17 protein-coding genes are annotated in these 16980 nt (G+C 41.2%); 11 read left to right on the forward strand and 6 right to left on the reverse strand.

Features of this window, described 5'->3' with window-relative positions; all coding sequences use genetic code 11:
* The first annotated feature begins 114 nt into the window (after positions 1-114).
* The 4 genes from N4597_RS00510 (at position 115) to N4597_RS00525 (ending at position 4497) form a co-directional block, all read left to right on the forward strand.
* Positions 115-1017: a prenyltransferase gene (locus N4597_RS00510; protein WP_050611390.1), complete on the forward strand. Its 903-nt coding sequence runs from the start codon at positions 115-117 to the stop codon at positions 1015-1017.
* A 17-nt stretch (positions 1018-1034) separates the two neighbouring features.
* On the forward strand, positions 1035-2243 hold the full coding sequence (locus tag N4597_RS00515) for an NAD(P)/FAD-dependent oxidoreductase (protein ID WP_056976108.1): 1209 nt from the start codon (positions 1035-1037) through the stop codon (positions 2241-2243).
* A gap of 35 nt (positions 2244-2278) precedes the next feature.
* Positions 2279-3181, forward strand: a complete 903-nt coding sequence (locus N4597_RS00520; protein WP_260904097.1) for a hypothetical protein — start codon at positions 2279-2281, stop codon at positions 3179-3181.
* Between the two features lie 227 nt (positions 3182-3408).
* Complete coding sequence (locus tag N4597_RS00525) at positions 3409-4497, forward strand: ABC transporter ATP-binding protein (RefSeq protein ID WP_050611387.1); 1089 nt, start codon at positions 3409-3411, stop codon at positions 4495-4497.
* Between the two features lie 147 nt (positions 4498-4644).
* On the opposite strand, the gene N4597_RS00530 is transcribed toward N4597_RS00525, so the two are convergent.
* Complete coding sequence (locus tag N4597_RS00530; protein ID WP_260904099.1) at positions 4645-5862, reverse strand: transposase; 1218 nt, start codon at positions 5860-5862, stop codon at positions 4645-4647.
* 156 nt (positions 5863-6018) lie between these two features.
* On the opposite strand from N4597_RS00530, the gene N4597_RS00535 reads away from it, so the two are divergent.
* From N4597_RS00535 to N4597_RS00545, 3 genes are read left to right on the forward strand one after another with little or no spacing between them, the layout of a single operon-like run.
* Complete coding sequence (locus tag N4597_RS00535; RefSeq protein ID WP_056976112.1) at positions 6019-6822, forward strand: ABC transporter permease; 804 nt, start codon at positions 6019-6021, stop codon at positions 6820-6822.
* A gap of 1 nt (position 6823) precedes the next feature.
* Complete coding sequence (locus N4597_RS00540; protein WP_050611385.1) at positions 6824-7651, forward strand: ABC transporter permease; 828 nt, start codon at positions 6824-6826, stop codon at positions 7649-7651.
* On the forward strand, positions 7648-8721 hold the full coding sequence (locus tag N4597_RS00545) for an ABC transporter substrate-binding protein (RefSeq protein ID WP_089144082.1): 1074 nt from the start codon (positions 7648-7650) through the stop codon (positions 8719-8721). Before N4597_RS00540 ends, N4597_RS00545 begins: the two co-directional genes overlap by 4 nt.
* 192 nt (positions 8722-8913) lie before the next feature.
* On the opposite strand, the gene N4597_RS00550 is transcribed toward N4597_RS00545, so the two are convergent.
* Complete coding sequence (locus N4597_RS00550) at positions 8914-9948, reverse strand: serine hydrolase domain-containing protein (protein WP_260904105.1); 1035 nt, start codon at positions 9946-9948, stop codon at positions 8914-8916.
* A gap of 157 nt (positions 9949-10105) precedes the next feature.
* Between N4597_RS00550 and N4597_RS00555 the strand changes: the two genes are divergently transcribed.
* Positions 10106-10885, forward strand: coding sequence for a DUF4931 domain-containing protein (locus N4597_RS00555; RefSeq protein WP_260904106.1), 780 nt, complete (start codon positions 10106-10108; stop codon positions 10883-10885).
* Positions 10882-11064, forward strand: a complete 183-nt coding sequence (locus tag N4597_RS00560; RefSeq protein WP_056976121.1) for a hypothetical protein — start codon at positions 10882-10884, stop codon at positions 11062-11064. Before N4597_RS00555 ends, N4597_RS00560 begins: the two co-directional genes overlap by 4 nt.
* Positions 11065-11119: 55 nt before the next feature.
* Here N4597_RS00560 and N4597_RS00565 read toward each other — a convergent pair whose 3' ends face one another.
* The 3 genes from N4597_RS00565 to treR all read right to left on the reverse strand — a co-directional run bounded on the left by N4597_RS00565 (position 11120) and on the right by treR (position 14241).
* Entirely contained in the window at positions 11120-12538 is a 1419-nt protein-coding gene (locus N4597_RS00565) for an MFS transporter (protein ID WP_260904110.1), read from the reverse strand.
* A 92-nt stretch (positions 12539-12630) separates the two neighbouring features.
* A complete protein-coding gene (locus N4597_RS00570; protein WP_202021591.1) occupies positions 12631-13401 on the reverse strand; it encodes an alpha/beta hydrolase in 771 nt (256 codons plus the stop codon).
* 111 nt (positions 13402-13512) lie between these two features.
* Positions 13513-14241 carry a trehalose operon repressor gene (gene treR, locus N4597_RS00575; protein ID WP_202021590.1) on the reverse strand — a complete coding sequence of 243 codons (729 nt, stop codon included), beginning with the start codon at positions 14239-14241 and terminating at the stop codon, positions 13513-13515.
* Positions 14242-14843: 602 nt separating this feature from the next.
* Between treR and N4597_RS00580 the strand changes: the two genes are divergently transcribed.
* Together N4597_RS00580 and N4597_RS00585 are read left to right on the forward strand one after the other, a co-directional pair.
* On the forward strand, positions 14844-15278 hold the full coding sequence (locus N4597_RS00580) for a GNAT family N-acetyltransferase (RefSeq protein WP_172585597.1): 435 nt from the start codon (positions 14844-14846) through the stop codon (positions 15276-15278).
* 167 nt (positions 15279-15445) lie between these two features.
* Positions 15446-15931 carry a hypothetical protein gene (locus N4597_RS00585; protein WP_202021589.1) on the forward strand — a complete coding sequence of 162 codons (486 nt, stop codon included), beginning with the start codon at positions 15446-15448 and terminating at the stop codon, positions 15929-15931.
* Positions 15932-15971: 40 nt separating this feature from the next.
* On the opposite strand, the gene N4597_RS00590 is transcribed toward N4597_RS00585, so the two are convergent.
* Positions 15972-16952: a DUF1002 domain-containing protein gene (locus tag N4597_RS00590; RefSeq protein WP_202021588.1), complete on the reverse strand. Its 981-nt coding sequence runs from the start codon at positions 16950-16952 to the stop codon at positions 15972-15974.
* Positions 16953-16980 lie beyond the last annotated feature (28 nt).

Consider the following 16980-nt stretch of genomic DNA (forward strand, 5'->3'; position numbering starts at 1 on the left):
CTAGTTAAGAAATTAAATTGTAAACGATTTTAATTTGGCAAAATATTTTTCAAATTTAAGAGATTGCTTTATAATAATTATGTAAAAGTTTTATTGAGAGAAGGGTACTTGAAGATGACTGTCCCAGTTTTTTTGGAATTGGTCGAAATGAAAGCTAAGACGGCCAGTGTTTTACCCTTTTTAATTGGTCTTTGTTTTAGCTATTACTACTATGGTACGGTCCATGTTGCCTATGTTCTCATGTATTTTGTGGCCATGTTTTTATTTAACATGTTCGTCGACATTTGGGATAACTATAATGATTATCACCGGGCGGTCGATGTTCATGATTACAAACAAAATACCAATATCATTGGCCGTGAGCACCTATCTTTAGTCCAAGTCAAAACAATAATGGCTTGCTTTTTTATTAGTTCACTGTTGATAGGGTTAGTGCTAGCCTGGCTAGTAGGCTGGCCCCTGTTGATTATGGGGGGCTTTTGTTTCTTGGTGGGCTTACTTTATTCGGCTGGACCTAGGCCGTTATCGAGCCTGCCACTAGGTGAATTTTTCTCTGGTTTTACCATGGGCTTTGTAATTAGTTTAATCTGCGTCTACCTCAACACCTACCAAGATTTTGCTTGGACCTGGGCGAATTTAGGGCGGATTTTGCTAATTGCCTTGCCTAACACACTGTGGATTGCTAATTTGATGTTAGCCAATAACCTGTGTGATAAGGAAGAAGACGAAAAAAATCACCGCTACACCCTGGTCCATTACATAGGCTTAAAGGGTGGGCTGTGGCTGTTTGCCGGGGCCAATGTCGTAGCTTTATTAGCAATTATTGGAGAGTTTTTATGGGGGCTTGCCCCAGCCACAGTTTTGCTGAGTTTGCTATTGATTCCATTTATCTACAAGCAAACTAAGTTGTTGTGGCAAAAACAAGTAAAAAGGGAAACGTTTATCTGTGGAGTAAGGATTCTTGCAGTGGGTTCTTTAACCCAAGTAGTGACTTACTTAATCGGAATTATATTGTAAAGGAGTTCGTGCTGACTATGAAGGAAGTATTAGTATTAGGTGCAGGTTATGCAGGTTTAAAGACTGTTCGTAATTTGCAAAAGGAAAGTGGAGATTTCCACATCACTTTAGTTGATATGAATGACTATCACTATGAAGCAACTGAGTTACACGAAGTTGCTGCTGGTTCCCAACCAAAGGATAAGATTACATACCCAATTAGAGATGTCTTAAACGACAAGAAGGTAACTTTCTTACAAGACGAAGTTACTAAGATTGACCCAGCTAATAAGTTGGTATCAGTTAAGAAGAATGGTAGCCTCCACTATGACTATGTGGTTGTCGCCTTAGGTTTTTGCTCAGAAACATTTGGTATCAAAGGGGCCCAAGAAAATGCCTTGCAAATGGTTGACATTGATACTGCCGAAGCAATTCACCAACACATCATCGCCATGATGAAGAAATACAAGGAAACTAAGGATAAGAACTACCTCAAGTTACTTATCTGTGGGGCTGGTTTTACCGGGATTGAATTAGCTGGGGCTTTCGTTGACGAACGCAAGAAGTATGCCCAAATTGCCGGCGTAGATGAAAGTGAAATCGAAATTATCTGTGTAGAAGCAGCTACCCGGATTTTACCAATGTTTGATGATGAAATGGCTCAATACGGGGTTAACCTAATTAAGAAATTAGGGGTTAACTTGATGACGGGCTGCATGATTAAGGAAATTCGTCCAGGGCAAGTTGTTTACGCTAAGGGCAAAGATGATCCAGAAGAACACGTAGTAGAAGCAGCTACAATCGTTTGGACTACTGGTGTCAGTGGTAGCCCTGTTATCGGTGAATCTGGCTTTGAACAACGTCGGGGTCGGGTAATGGTTAAGCCTAACTTAACTGCCCCAGATTATGATGATGTTTACATTATCGGGGACGTTTCCGCATTGATGGATTCAGCTTCTAACCGGCCATTCCCAACTACTGCTCAAATCGCAACCCGGATGGGAGCTCACGTAGCTACTAACTTAGCTCACCAATTAAAGGGAGAAGCAACAGAAGACTTCGACTTCAAGTCACTAGGGACAGTTGCTTCCGTAGGTAACACCCACGCCTTTGGGGTGGTTGGTACTAAGAAAATCAAGGGGTACCCTGCTTCCTTTGTTAAGAAGGCAATCATGAACAAGTCTTTAGTTGATATTGGTGGTTTGAAGGAATTATTAGCCAAGGGACGTTTTGATTTGTACCACTAAAAAATGTCCCCGTCGTTAAGATTGGGGGAATGGCTATGAAAAAAACGTTGATAGTTTCGTTAGCAGCCTTAGCCTTAATGTTAGCGGGCTGTGGTAACCAAACGGAAAAGCAAGCGCAAGCTAGCAGCGATAAGGTTTCCACGAGCCACAAGAAGCAAGCCCAGACTAAAAAAGCAAGTTCTACTAGTAGCTCAAGTTCGGTTTCTAGTCAAAGCAGTAGTGAAGCAAGTAGTAGTCAGGCTCAAAGCAGTGCTACTACTTCGAGTGCACCTGACTACTCTGGTCAAGTACGGATTTCGGCAACGCAAAATCTACAACGGCTAGGCCAGTTTAATTATTTGCTAAAGTATAACTTAGGTAAGGAGATTGTGCTTCCTAATAATCCAGGTTATAACGATGAAAGTAAGAAGTTAAACGTCTGGTATGAAGGTGATGGGAACAACTATAGTATTCACTACAGCCAAGCTGCCAGTGGTCAAGACTTTAACGCCAATAGTTTGCGGGATGTAACTGATTATGCCGTCTTTACCAAGCAGACCTATGGTTCCGCTAGCGAAGCCCAGGCTGAAATCAATTACCAAACGGCGGCCATGACTCAAGGTCTACCTAAGGTTAACCTGGGATATGGAATTATTGGGACGATTGATTCTGGGGCAGGTCAAAAGTACTTGCACTGGAATGAAGGTCGCTGGTCTTTAGGTGTCCACGCAGTGGCAGTCAATGACGAAGACCCAGTACCAACTGCTCGCAAGGTAGTGGAACTGCTAGAGCGTTACTACTTGCCTACACCTGATAAGTATGGGTCTGGTAGCTTTAGTGTAGCTAGTTCTAGTGGCCAACAGGCACCTATCTTAAAGTGGCAGGCTGGTAATAGTGTTTATAGCCTGGAAGCCAAGGATTTAACGGTATTAGTTAGAATGGCTTCAACTGTCAAATAATATAAGAATGACCTCTACGTTGAAAATACAACGTAGGGGTCATTCTTATTAGTGTTGGTTTGTAATCTCAATGACATTTTTTATTTAAGTTTATTTAATGTAAATTGAATAAAAATGCTAGCATAATAATTATATATAGTGTATTATCCTAGGAGTGCTAATATATCGTGCACTAAGAAACGTGAAAAGTCACGCAGCGGTGGCTTATAAAACAAGGGGGTTAGATTGTGAAACAAGCAATTATTTCATTTAATAACGTCATGAAGTCTTATGACGACGACGTGCCAGTTTTGAAAAATATCAGTTTTGACATCGAGGAGGGGAAGTTTTACACCTTACTGGGGCCTTCAGGGTGTGGTAAGACGACGATTCTCCGCATGATCGCAGGTTTTTCAGAGCCAACTAAGGGAGACATTTACTTTGAAGGGAAAAGAATTAACAAGGTTCCGGCTAATAAGCGCCAAGTTAATACCGTTTTCCAAGATTATGCTTTGTTCCCACATATGAATGTATTTGATAATATTGCCTTTGGTTTGAAGATGCGGCATTTACCTAAGGAACAGATTGAAACCAAGGTAAAAGAAGCTTTGAAGATGGTTCGCTTGGATGGTTACGAAAAGCGCGGGATTAATGAGATGTCAGGGGGACAAAAACAACGGGTGGCGATTGCCAGAGCGATTGTTAATGAACCTAAGATTTTACTATTAGACGAGCCTCTTTCAGCTTTAGACCATAAGTTGAGAACTGATATGCAGTATGAATTGCGGGAATTGCAACGGCGGTTGGGAATCACCTTTATCTTCGTGACCCATGACCAGGAAGAAGCTTTGGCCATGAGTGATGAAATCTTCGTCCTCAATAACGGATCAATCGTTCAAAGTGGAACACCGGTTGATATTTATGACGAGCCGATTAACCACTATGTGGCTGACTTTATCGGGGAAAGTAACATTGTTGATGGAACCATGATTGCAGACGAATTGGTCGAATTTGTTGGGCACCAGTTTGCCTGTGTTGATGGGGGGATGCGTCCTAACGAACCCGTGGAAGTGGTGTTACGTCCAGAAGATTTGACTTTGACTAGCGTGGAAGCGGGTAAACTCAAGGTTAAAGTCGATACCCAACTCTTCCGGGGAGTTCACTATGAAATTATCTGCTATGATGAAGCAGGTAATGAGTGGATGATTCATTCCACCCATAAGGCAGTTCCTGGACAAGAATATGGCTTAAACTTTGAGCCAGAAGATATTCACGTTATGCGTTTCAATGAGTCGGAAGAAGATTTCGATGCCCGGCTTGAAAGTTACGAAGATTAGGGGGACTAGTTGTCAACTACCCCTCACTAAAGTGAGAGGCTTGTAGTTCACGACCTTACGGTCAGTGGTCATAACGCAATTGATTGCTCCTACACTATGCGTGACTACATCATTGGGTGGTTGACAGCACCCACTTAACTAACACGTTTACGCGTTAGTTGTTAATTCCAATTTAGGTTGTTCTTGCCCACTAATATATTGCGTACCCAATAACTGGATATTCATTGCACCTAAGCGGTCATCATTAGAGCGATAACCACAATTAGAGCAGTGATATTCATGTAAATCGTGATTACGGTTAGATTTTTTAGTCGTTCCGCATTTAGGACAACGTTGCGAAGTATATTGAGCTGAAACTTCAATTACTTCACTATTATTTAAGTGCGCTTTGTAAGTCAAGAATTGTGCTAATTGATAAAAAGCCCAGGATTTATTTTGATCACGTAAGGCTTTGGGTAAATCAGTGCGTTCAAAGGAAATACCTGTTAAGTCTTCTAAGACAAATAAGGTGTTGGAACCAAATTTTTGGGCCAGTGTCTTAGATAACTGATGATTAACATCGGTCATCCAACGGTTCTCTCGTCCGGATAATTTCTTTAAACGCCGTTTAGCTGATTTAGTGCCTTTAGCTTGTAATTTAGCCCGTAACTTTTGATATTTAGCCCGTTTACGCATCACAGCCTTGCCGTCAAAAAAGGCAGTTTGACCTTGTTCGTCATAAGTAGTAGCTAAAAAGCGCAAACCACGGTCAATACCAACTACGTGCTTTACAGTTTGGTTATCAAAATTAGCTACAGTTTTAGTAGCTGAAATGTGTAAATACCACTTACTACCAGTTTTAAGTAACTTGGCTAAACCAAAGCTCCAAGTGCCATCAAAGTATTGGTCAAAGCCGTGACAAATCGGATTAACTTTAACCCGACCATCAAGGGTGTTAATCGATAACTGACCGCTACTCAAATAGGACCAATCGCGATTACGTTGTAAATCTACTTGAGGTCGGTTAAAGGCGATTGGTTTTTGTAACCAAGTTAAATCTCGAATTTCACGATACCATTCACCAGTATTAACATCTTGATACTTATAAGGGTTGCGTTTCATTTGAGTTTTAACGGTTTTATAACGGGCGATCACGGTTCTAATTACAGATTGAGCCATTTGCGATTTAAGCATAAACAGGCTACGTAAATTAGTATACAAAGCTTTGTTTAATCGGCTTTGTTTCATATCAAAATCGTGATTAAAAATGTATTCAGAAACGTAATTACAAGCCAAGCGATATTGTTCCATCATATTAGTAAAACTCGAAGCAATATCTGCATTGGCAAGATTTAATTTTACTTTAACAGTAACTTGTGTTTCCATTAGGTTCACCTCACTTTCTTCACTAATAATTATAGCACCTTTGTTCGGTAAATACACATCATAAGGAGGCGAAAGGGTAAAAAGTAGGTTCTAGCGAACCTAAAGTGAGGGCTATCCCTCCAGTGGTTAAAACCACTGGTATCCCACCCTAAATTAATGAAAAAGATGCAGACCCTCTTTGCCATCCCATATTTTTTATGGTTGGTACTCTTTGTTTTTGCGCCGGTGGCGTTAATTGTTTTTTACTCATTTTTAGATCCCCAGGGTCACTTTACCTTAACTAATTATCAGACCTACTTTGCTTCGGGCAAGTATTTGCTGATGACCTTTAATTCGGTGTGGTATGCTTTTTTGATTACGATTATCACCTTAGCAATCAGTTATCCTACCGCTTATTTCTTAACAAAGTTAAAGCACAAAGACCTTTGGTTGTTGTTGGTTATCCTCCCAACCTGGATTAACCTCTTACTGAAGGCCTATGCTTTTATCGGTATCTTTGGAATTCACGGGGGCATTAACCGCTTCTTGGGCTTTTTTGGCCTAGCTCCCCACCAACTCTTATTTACAGACGCTAGCTTTTTGATTGTAGCGATGTACATTGAGTTACCCTTTATGATTATTCCAATTTTTAATGCCCTAGAGGAGCTAAATCCCTCCTTGCTTTCTGCTAGCAAGGATTTAGGGGCCAATAGTGCGCAGACCTTTTGGAAAGTCATCTTGCCTTTATCCATGAATGGGGTTAAAAGTGGAATTCAAGCAGTCTTCATTCCTTCTTTATCCCTCTTCATGCTGACGCGGTTAATTGGTGGTAACCGGGTAATCACATTGGGGACTGCGATTGAAGAACACTTCTTAGTGACCCAAAATTGGGGCATGGGTTCAACTATCGGGGTGGTCTTGATTATTGCCATGTTTATCGTGATGTTACTAACTGGTGAAAAAAAGAAAGGGGGTAAGTAAGGTGAAACAATTAAAGTGGTCAAACTTGTATTTAACCCTAGTCTTTATCTTCTTATACTTGCCTATCGCCTACTTGATTTTTTACTCCTTCAATGCTGGCGATTCGATGAGTAGCTTTAAAGGCTTTTCCTTGGTTCACTTCCAAGAGTTATTTGGTGATACCCGCCTCATCATCATCTTGCTTAACACCTTTATGTTAGCCTTTTTATCTGCCTTAATTGCGACAGTGATTGGCATTTTTGGGGCTATGAGTATTTACTACCTCAAGAAACGGGCAGCCAAGACGGCAATGCTTTCGGCTAATAATGTCTTAATGGTTTCACCTGACGTTATTATCGGGGCCAGCTTCTTGATTTTCTTTACCTTTTTAGGCAATCTCTTCTCTGGCTTTGGCCTTGGTTTTACCACGGTACTGTTATCGCACATTGCCTTCAGTATCCCGATTGTAGTCTTGATGGTCTTGCCAAAATTACAGGAAATGAATGACTCAATGATTTCGGCCGCCTATGACTTGGGGGCTAATAATTGGCAAATTTTAACCAACGTTATCTTGCCTTACCTAACCCCAGGAATTATCGCGGGTTACTTTATGGCATTTACCTATTCGCTTGATGATTTTGCCGTGACCTTCTTCGTGACGGGGAATGGCTTTACCACTTTGTCTGTAGAAATTTACTCACGGGCGCGGCAAGGGATTAGTTTAGAAATCAATGCCCTCAGTACCTTAGTCTTCCTCTTTTCCTTGGTGTTAGTGGTGGGCTACTACTTCATTAGTAAAGATAGTCGGAAGCGCCGCGGCAAGAAGAGAAGGGGGGCGTTACTTAAATGAAAAAACTCCGTTCACTTTTAATTGGTATTATCGTTATTATCATAGTCTTGGTGGCGGGGGCCTATGAACTCAATAAATCGACGGGCCAGGCCGGAGCAAAGATTGTTAATATTTATAACTGGGGTGATTATATCGACCCGGCTTTAATAACTAAGTTTGAAAAGGAAACAGGTTATAAAGTTAACTACGAAACCTTTGACTCTAACGAGGCGATGTATACCAAGATTCAACAAGGGGGAACTAGCTACGACATAGCGGTCCCAAGTGAATATATGGTGGAAAAGATGAGAAATGACCACCTCTTAGTCAAGTTAGACAAAAAGAAGTTACCTAACCTTAAATACATTGGGAAGGAATACTTAAACGAAAGCTTTGATCCCCATAATACCTACTCAGTTCCTTATTTCTGGGGAACGCTGGGCATCATTTATAACGATAAATATTATCGGGCTAGTGATGTTGATACCTGGGCTAAGTTATGGAATCCGCGCTTTAAAAATCAAATCATGTTTATTGATGGAGCCCGTGAGTTTATTGGAATTGGGCTCAGTAGCCTAGGTTACTCGCTTAACAGCACCAATGATAAGCAGGTTGAACAGGCCTATGAAAAATTGAAATCCTTAACTCCGAATGCTAAGGCAATCGTTTCCGATGAAATTAAGATGTACATGGTTAACGGGGAAAGTAACCTAGCTGTAACCTACTCTGGTGAAGCGGTGGATATGCTGTCCAAAAATAAGCACCTTCACTATGTTATTCCAGAGGAAGGAACCAACCTGTGGTTTGATAACATCGTAATTCCTAAGGGGGCTAAGAACTTGAAGGGGGCTTATGCCTTCATTAACTTCATGCTCCGTCCGGAAAATGCCGCTCAAAATGCTGAGTACGTCGGGTACTCAACGCCTGATGAAGGAGCGTTGAAGTTATTGCCTAAGTCAGTAACTGGGGATAAACAATTTTATCCAAGTAAGCAACAGTTAGCTAAGATGGAAGTTTATAAGAACTTAGGGCCTAAGTGGCTGGAACGCTATAACGACTTGTTCTTGGAATTAAAGATGTACCGGAATTGATTTTAAGAAAAGCTTAGGATTTTATCGAACTTTCCTAAAAAATTGTTCACAAAATCTTCACTTTCACTCGGTATAGTATAAGCATACCCAATAAATAAAAAACTTTTTCATAGATATTTCTTCCCCTAAAAGAAATAAATACTCCTTTTGAATAAAGGTCTCGTACTAAGGATAATTCCTTGGTGCGAGACCTTATTTGTTTAGGGCTGCAAACAGTGGTAAATCGAAGGTATAGTTGACTCCGCCCTTGGTGTAAGCAGTAACGTTTGACTGGACTAGGACGGCCTGCTGCCCGTCAGGACTGATGGTAACCGAAGTTTCGTCCCCTAACTGGGTTCCATGTAAATGATAGACGCCAGACTGAAGGTGGTAAAAGCCGGCACTATAATAGGGAAAAGCAGCGGTAGGGGGCTTATGATAAAGGGTGGCTGTTAAGCTTGGGGTTAGTAGCTTACTTTGTAAAAAGGCAGCTAAGAGGTAATAAAGGTCACGACCATTCATGGCTACCTGTCCGGCTCCGTAGGCATTATAAGGATTATAGTCTGTTTGGCTAAAGAAGCCACCTCTTAGGTAGGAATAGCTTTTAAGGGCGGTGGCTTGCATTAAGTCCAAGTGGATGCCTAGTGGGGTAGTTATGGCTTGCTTCAAAAAAGTAGCATAGGATTGACCGCTGACTTGGGTAACAATACCTGCTAGTAAATTATAGTTGTAGGAAGAATAGTGCCAGCTGTTAATATTTTGCGGGTCAATCTTAGCTTGATGTACCAGGTCTGTTAGGTAGGTTTGGTAAGAGTCATAGTGCTTATGTAGAGAAAAATAGCTAGTATCAAGGCCTGAGCGGTGATTAAGTAGCTCAGCTAAGGTGACCTTGCTTGCCCCAGGTAGATTAGGATAATAAGTGACTAAGCGGTCGGTTAAAGCCAACTTCTTATTTTGGGCTAAAAGAGCGATTAATTGAGCGGTAATGGCCTTGGAAACAGAACCAATCATATAAGGGGTAGTAGCCGTGTTTTTGACTTTAGTCTGGTAATTTTGGTAACCATTTGAAATTTGGTCAATAATCTGGCCATTTTTGACCAGGGTAATGGTTCCAGCAAAATGTTTCTGTTTAATCAATTTGTGTGCCAGCTTAATGGCGTGGGTATTAGGGTTAGTCTGGGCCTTGGTAGTTATAGGAGTACTTACAAGCAAGGCTACCAAGATAAGCATCAAGTTAAACTTTTTCATTGTTAAACCACCTTAAATTAAACTGCCTTTATTGTAGCAGGCAAAGTTAAATAATCATTAACCAGGGAAGAAAAAATTACTAAAGCTAGCTAGTTGGTAAATAAAAATTGTTGGCGCTATAATTTAATTAAGAAATCAACTAGGTAGGTGAAGCTTAATGACCCCCTTAGAATTTATTCCCGCCATTGCGCGGCAAAAACCGACTAATCAAGATGCCTGCCCCTTTTGTAACCTGGCCAGCCTGGAGAAAATCATTGATCAAACGGGTGATTTCTTGTGGTTGGATAATAAGTACCCGACCATCAAGGATACCTACCAAACTTTGGTGATTGAAAGCCAGGATCACCTTGGAGATGTTAGCAACTACTCCTATGACTATAATAGGCGCCTATTTAATTATCTTTGGGACTGCTTTGATAAGTTGCAGGCCACCGGAGCTTATCAAAGTGTGGTAATGTTTCGTAATTTTGGCCCAAGGTCGGGGGGTAGTTTGCGCCATCCGCATACCCAGATAATCGGTTTTGACCACGTAGATGCCTACGAGCAACTTGAGGAGGCTAATTTCTTAGGAAAAGAGTTGCTAGCGGAAACGACATCCAGTCCTAAAATTACCCTCTCTAGCCAGCCTTTGATTGGTTTTAGTGAGTTTAACGTGCTGGTTTCGAAGAGACAATCCCTAGCCAAGTTAGCCGACGGGGTAAAAGAATTGGTCGGCTACCTAATGACGGCGTATTTTAACGGACGGTGTGATTCCTATAACCTCTTTTTTTATGAACGGCCAGGAAAGTTTATCTGTAAGGTGGTTCCCCGCTTTATTGCCTCGCCTTACTACATTGGTTATAAATTGCCCCAAGTAGACGATGCAGCAAGGCAAGCGGAAGTGAAAGCAGAATTTTTAGCTTACCGGGCGCAATTAAGAAAGGATTTATTAGGATGAAGAAACGTAACTTGTGGCTGGGCTTGGGTTGGTTTGTCCTTGCCTTAGCGATTGGAGCCGTGCTAATGTACCGCTTTACACATTCAGGCCATATGGGGATTGGGCCCGTTAGAAGTTTTAAGCTAATGGCTTTAATGGTGGCGGCTTTAGCGGCGGCAATTTACCAGTTTAATAAATAAGACCTGGTATCTCTTCCAATTTGGGGTGAGATACTAGGCCTTATTTACTTACTGCTTATTTGCTTTTGATGAGTAGGGCTAATCCTAAGCCGCAGAGCTCGAGAACTAGCATGGTATAACAGACGTAGCTAAAAGCCGTTAAGGTTGCGGCTAGGTGTGTTAGGCCTAGCAGTTGCTGATGATCACTAACCTGGGTAAGGATGATGGTTGCTAGGGCAACACCAGCGGAGCCTAACACCTGCCGGACGGTCGTAATAACAGCTGTTCCATGTGAAACTAACTTGGGAGAAAGAAAGTTAGAACCGAGGGTGATAGCAGGCATCATTACAAAGGCATTGCCACCTTCGATGATGGCAGCACAGATTATCATCAAGGTTAGTGATTGAAAGGAGAGCAGGTTACTTGTTAAGTACCAACCACCGCTAATCATAATCATCCCAATTAAAATGGTGGGTTTGAAACCAAGGTGGTCGGCTAATTTACCGGCTAAAAAATTAAGGAGACTTAAAAAGACTGCCCCAGGTACGAGGGCTAAGCCTGAAATAAAGGGTGATACCCTTAGGACACCTTGATAATAAAGGGGAAAGATAATGGTGACTACGATTAAGGCAATGTAGGAACAAGCGGTTAATAGGAGGGCAAGGTCATAGTTGAAACTCTTCAAAACCCGTAGGTCTAAAAGGGGATTAGTAGCTTGTAGTTGCCGGTAAACGAATAAAGCTAGTAGCACTAAACTGACTACTAATAGACCGAGGTTAACTTTGAGATTACCTGTTCCCTTAGCCAGGCTGTTAAAGACATATACTAACCCAATTAAACCAAGCGAGAAGAAAACAGAGTACCAATCTAATTTGCTGGGATGACGGGGCATGACGTCTTTAATGAAGCCACTGGCTGCTAAAATAATAACCAGGGAAATAAGGCAGATAAAGACGACAAAGAGGCTTTGCCACTTGAAGAATTTCAGAATTAAACCGGAAATAATGGGACCACAAGCTAGTGCGGAGCCCATGACTAATCCGGCAAGCCCCATAGTACTACCACGTTTGGCTGGCGGGGTAATTGTTAGGAGGACCGTTTGGTAAGAAGGAAATAAAATCCCGACAGCAAAGGCTTCTAGGATGCGGCCAAGCATCATGATGGCGAAGCCAAAACTTTGCAGTTTTAACGGAGTTAAGACAATAATTAAGGAACCCAAGTCAAATAAGACGAGGGCTCCTAGAAACATCGTTTTGAAAGAAAAGTTATTCAGCAACCAGGGACTTAAGGGCATACTAATGCACATTACGAGCATAAAGCCGGTAGTAAGCCATTGAATGGTGGCTGCTGATAAGTGAAAGGCACTCATTAAGGTGGGATAGGCAGTCGACAGGGCGGATTGACTAATCGACATGGTGAAAGTTCCCAGTAAGAGGGTGCTTATAAAAGCTAAGCGACTAAATTTAGTCTGCTGGTAAGAATAATCTAGATCCATTTTTAAACACTCCTAAATAATAAAAATTATAAATTAATCCTTTCGGTGTCAATTATAGGAGCAATTTCGATAAATGTAAATATAACTAGTTTTTAAAACCAGAGAAATTCTAAGTAGCGTTGGTTTTGTTCTTGCCAGCTAGCTTCGTTGTGTTGACCATACTCTTGTAAGTAGAAGTAGGTTTGGGCCCCCTTTGCCTGCAAGGCGGCTTCGAGGCTGAGATTGCGTTTGACGGCCGGAGTCTGGAATGGTTCAAGCTGATTTTGGTTTGCCTGGGCTTCGAGTTGCCCGACTGAAAGGTAGAAACGCGAATCGGCATTAAGTTCTTGCTTACTAAGGTCGGTCATCAGTTCTTCAAAATTAAAGCTAAGTGCAGACGATAGGCAGGCCATCTTAGAAAAGTAATTATTAAAGGCAATTCCTGCGTAAGCTGCCATTAAACCACCCATGCTGGAGCCGGCAATCCCGGTTGCTTCTCTAAAGGGATAGGTGCGGAATTTTTGATCGATATAAGGCTTTAGTTCTGAAACTAACCAATTTAAAGTTTCCTTGCCGTAAGCTTCTATCTGGCCAAAAGGTTCTTCGAAAAATGAATAGGGAGAATACTCGGCCAAACGTTGGTTACCTTGGTGGCTACACTCAATGCCTACGACAATCATTTTTTTAGGCCAAACATCAAGAAAGTCTTTTAGGCCCCAAGAGGTTCCAAAGCTAGCTTCGTAATCGAAAAACAGGTTTTGACCATCGAAGTAATACATGCAGGGATAAGCTTCTTGGCTTTGATAGTAATCGTCAGGTAAATAGATATGCAAAGTGCGACTAGAGTTAGCAGGAGTAAAGGGAAAATCTTTAGTAACAATCATATTGACGACCTCGCTTTAGTGTTGTTGCCTTAATTTTAGTTAGCTAGGAAAAATTTAGCAAGTAAAAAAACAGTGACTAGCCTTGAAGTGAAGGCTTAGTCACTGTTAAGCTTAGCTACGAGCGGCATTCTTTCTGCGCTCGAAATCGATAAACTTGAACTTATCTGGACGCTGGTAGGAAGTTGTCAGTTGGAATAACCGGGTGTCATCCAAATAAGACATACTTCGAATTACAGCGGCATAGTGATCATCTGTTAGTTTGAGAATTTTGGCAATCCGCTCAGGTACCCGTTCAACGGTAATCTCTTTTGTTGAGTAAGAGATGTTGAGGCCTAAGGTTCTCTCGAGGTAACTGTAAAGCGAATTGATTACATCTGCCTTGGTGATGATGGGAACGGCTTCTTTGAACAGGAACTCTTGGTTTAGCACACTGGGAATATTATCAATATAGCGCAAGTGTTCCACGTAGTATGAAGGCGCCCGCCTGTTTAAATTGTGTCCCCCAAAAGTAGAAGGCGATGTCCGTTCACTTAGGTTTAAAACCTCAATGTCGCTAGACTTACCTTGTTGCCTATCGAAGTCCTTAAAGCTTACCACCCCAGAAATAGGGAAGGTAAAGTTTTGAACGTCTAAGACAAGTGACCCCTTGCCCCGAATTTTTTGAATCAGCCCTAGGCTAGTTAACTGAGCTAACGCTTTCCGGACTGTTTCACGAGAAGTACCATATAACTCACACAAACGATGTTCACTAGGCAAGTAGTCACCAGGTTTATATTGAGCAAAACGAATTTTTTGAATAATATCTTGTGCAATAATTTCTTTTTTTGATTGGACTGGCATGTTACTGACCCCCTTTAGTATGAACAATATCATTATATGCCAATTTAATTAGCTAGACAAGTTATAGACCTTAAAATAATGGTAAAGTTAGGGGAGTTAGATTTACTTAGTGTACAAGTTATTGGGCGGAGTTAGAGGGCCTAATAGTAGGTGAGATGGAGAGGATAATTTTACTTACTATTTTTCAGAGTTCTTTTTCAAAATTCACACTTTCTTCACAAAATGAGTGTACTATACAAGCATAGGCTAATAACCAAAATAAACTTTTTTCATTTACTTATCTCCCCTATAGATAGGAAATGATGAAGAAAAAATTACTGTTTCCCCTAACAGTGATTTTATTACTCCTTTTTTCACCGTAACTTCCCCTGGTTACGGTGTTTTTTTAGGTTGGAAATATTTTTAGGCATTTTGATATTAATCAAAACTCTTTACAAAAAATTTACGCAAATTATATATACAAAAAGTAAGTTAGTTGCTATAATTAAAAAGCAGACTAGGAGAGTTTCCAGTTTTGTTGGCGGATTGACGCTTTAATTAGGGGAATTCTACTTGGTCTATTTTTTATGTAAAACTTATTCTTATGAAAAGAGGTGTCTGAAATGGAAATCAGAAAAGTTACTTTATTCAGTCCAGTTCACTATGCAGCGTTAGCTTTACGCGAGGAGGTACTAGGTTCCAAACCTGACCTGGAGTTAGAAGAAAAGCTAACCGTATTTGTGGCGCTTTTAGATGGGCAAGTAATCGGGACAGCGGCGGTACAACTATATCCTTTAGGTATTGCTAGAATCCGGCAGGTGGCGACAGCGAAAGCAGCGAGGGGCCAAAATGTTGGGACCATGTTGATGGATGCTTGCGAGGAATATGCCTTAACCAAAGGAGCTCACCAGGTGGTGTTAACGGGACGGCAAAGTGCAAGTGGTTTCTATTACAAACGGGGTTACGAACAATTTTTATTACCTTTTTCTAGCCACGGCATTGACTTTTTATGGATGAGAAAGGGACTAGCAGTTGAGACGGAAGCCGAAATTGCCTAACATACAAAGGATTGATTATTATGTCAGAAGACAGTAGGTAAAAGACTGAGACGAATTAATTTGTCTCAGTCTTTTTTGCTAGGAAAACTTAAAAATTTCATTAAATCTTCAAAACTATTTGGGACAATGTGGGTAAATTAATTTGTAACGTTAGGACGGCATAAAAAATGAAAAAATTACTAAAAATTTGGCTCGTAGTTATTTTATGTTTGGTACCTAGTCCCTTAATCTACCTCCTCAATCGGGGGGAAGGTAAGATTTTGTGGGCAGCCAGTTGCTTTATTCTAGCCTATTGTTGGCTTTTGTTGGGAATGTGTCTAGCGGTTAATTACCACCACGTGCTAGCTTGCTTGGCTGTGGATGAGAATAAATTTAATCTGAAAGTTAAGCACTGTCCGCCTAGGATACGAGCGCTACTAGCTAGTTGCTATTACATTTGTGATTTTAAGGTAAGACGAGGAATTAAGTGGTTGTTCTTTTTACTCCTAGTAGTTTTGTGGGGAGTGATTCAATTTCAAGAGGTATTTACCAGTAACGTCACCTTTATTTTGGCCCTCAATGGCTACACCTTTGTCGGGATTATTATTTATATGGCCAAGTTATTGTTTGGTTCTAATTTAGATGAAGAGTGGTTACATCACGAAAATAAATAAGTCCGGACTACCAGGAGAGGTAATCCGGACTATTTTAAAATTAGCTAAATAAACTTTGAATCCAGGCGATTAACTTTTGGAACCAATTTTGAGCGGTCTCGCTAGCTTTTTTGGTATCGAGGCTGCTTGCCCAGTCCTTAGCCTTATTCATCAAGTTGCCGGTTGAGTTCTTAACGTTGTTGATGGTATTGCCAACGTTAGAAACGTACTTGGAACTGGATGAAATTGGGGAATTTTGGAAGTTAACGAGGACGTTAACGATGTTGTTGACTTGGTTAGTGGTCGTTTGTTCTGAAATTCCCCGCTTAGCTAATGCTTCTTCCAGGAGTTTAGCAATTTGGTCGGTAGTTAAGCTGTTACCGTCTTGTTTTTCTTGGGCGATTTGCTTAGTGGTATCACCGACGGCGGCCATTAACTTACCAGGATAGGTCTTATCGTCTGAGTTAGCGTTAATTGCATCTTGGGTAGCATCTAGCATCTGGTTGGCGGTGGCAGTATTAGTCGTATTTAAGGTAGCACCATCAGCGGCAAAAGCTTTATAAACCCCAGTTAGGGCAGCTTCACCAGAAACAGGACGGTTAGCTGTGACAACGATTGTCACGTCAGTAACCCCGGCCATTTGGGCAACGAGGGCGTATTGCTGAGCGGTTACGGTTGTAATGTTATTGCTACCATTATAGTCCTTAATATTAACTTTCACCCCAGAACCAGGATCTCCTGGTGCAATCGCAACAGAACTGATCATGGCCGCGTCCGTTGTGTTAGTGGAATCAGAGATATATTTACGGTAGTCGCTTGCAGTTGAGGTGAGCTTCTTGAAGTTAGAATCTGTTCCTAAGACATTATCTAAATCAACGTAGTGCTCGGATGCTACCCCGGCCCCATAGACTACGTATGAATTGTTAAGGGTATGAGTAGTGGTACTTTGACCATCAGCCTTAGCAAGCAGCGGGACACTCAAACTTGCAAGCAAGATAGCCAGCAGTGAATAGGTAAATCGGCGTAATGATTTAAACATCATAACTACCTCCTTTTTATGTTATTAACCT

The organism is Ligilactobacillus agilis, assembly GCF_025311475.1.
GTDB lineage: Bacteria > Bacillota > Bacilli > Lactobacillales > Lactobacillaceae > Ligilactobacillus > Ligilactobacillus agilis.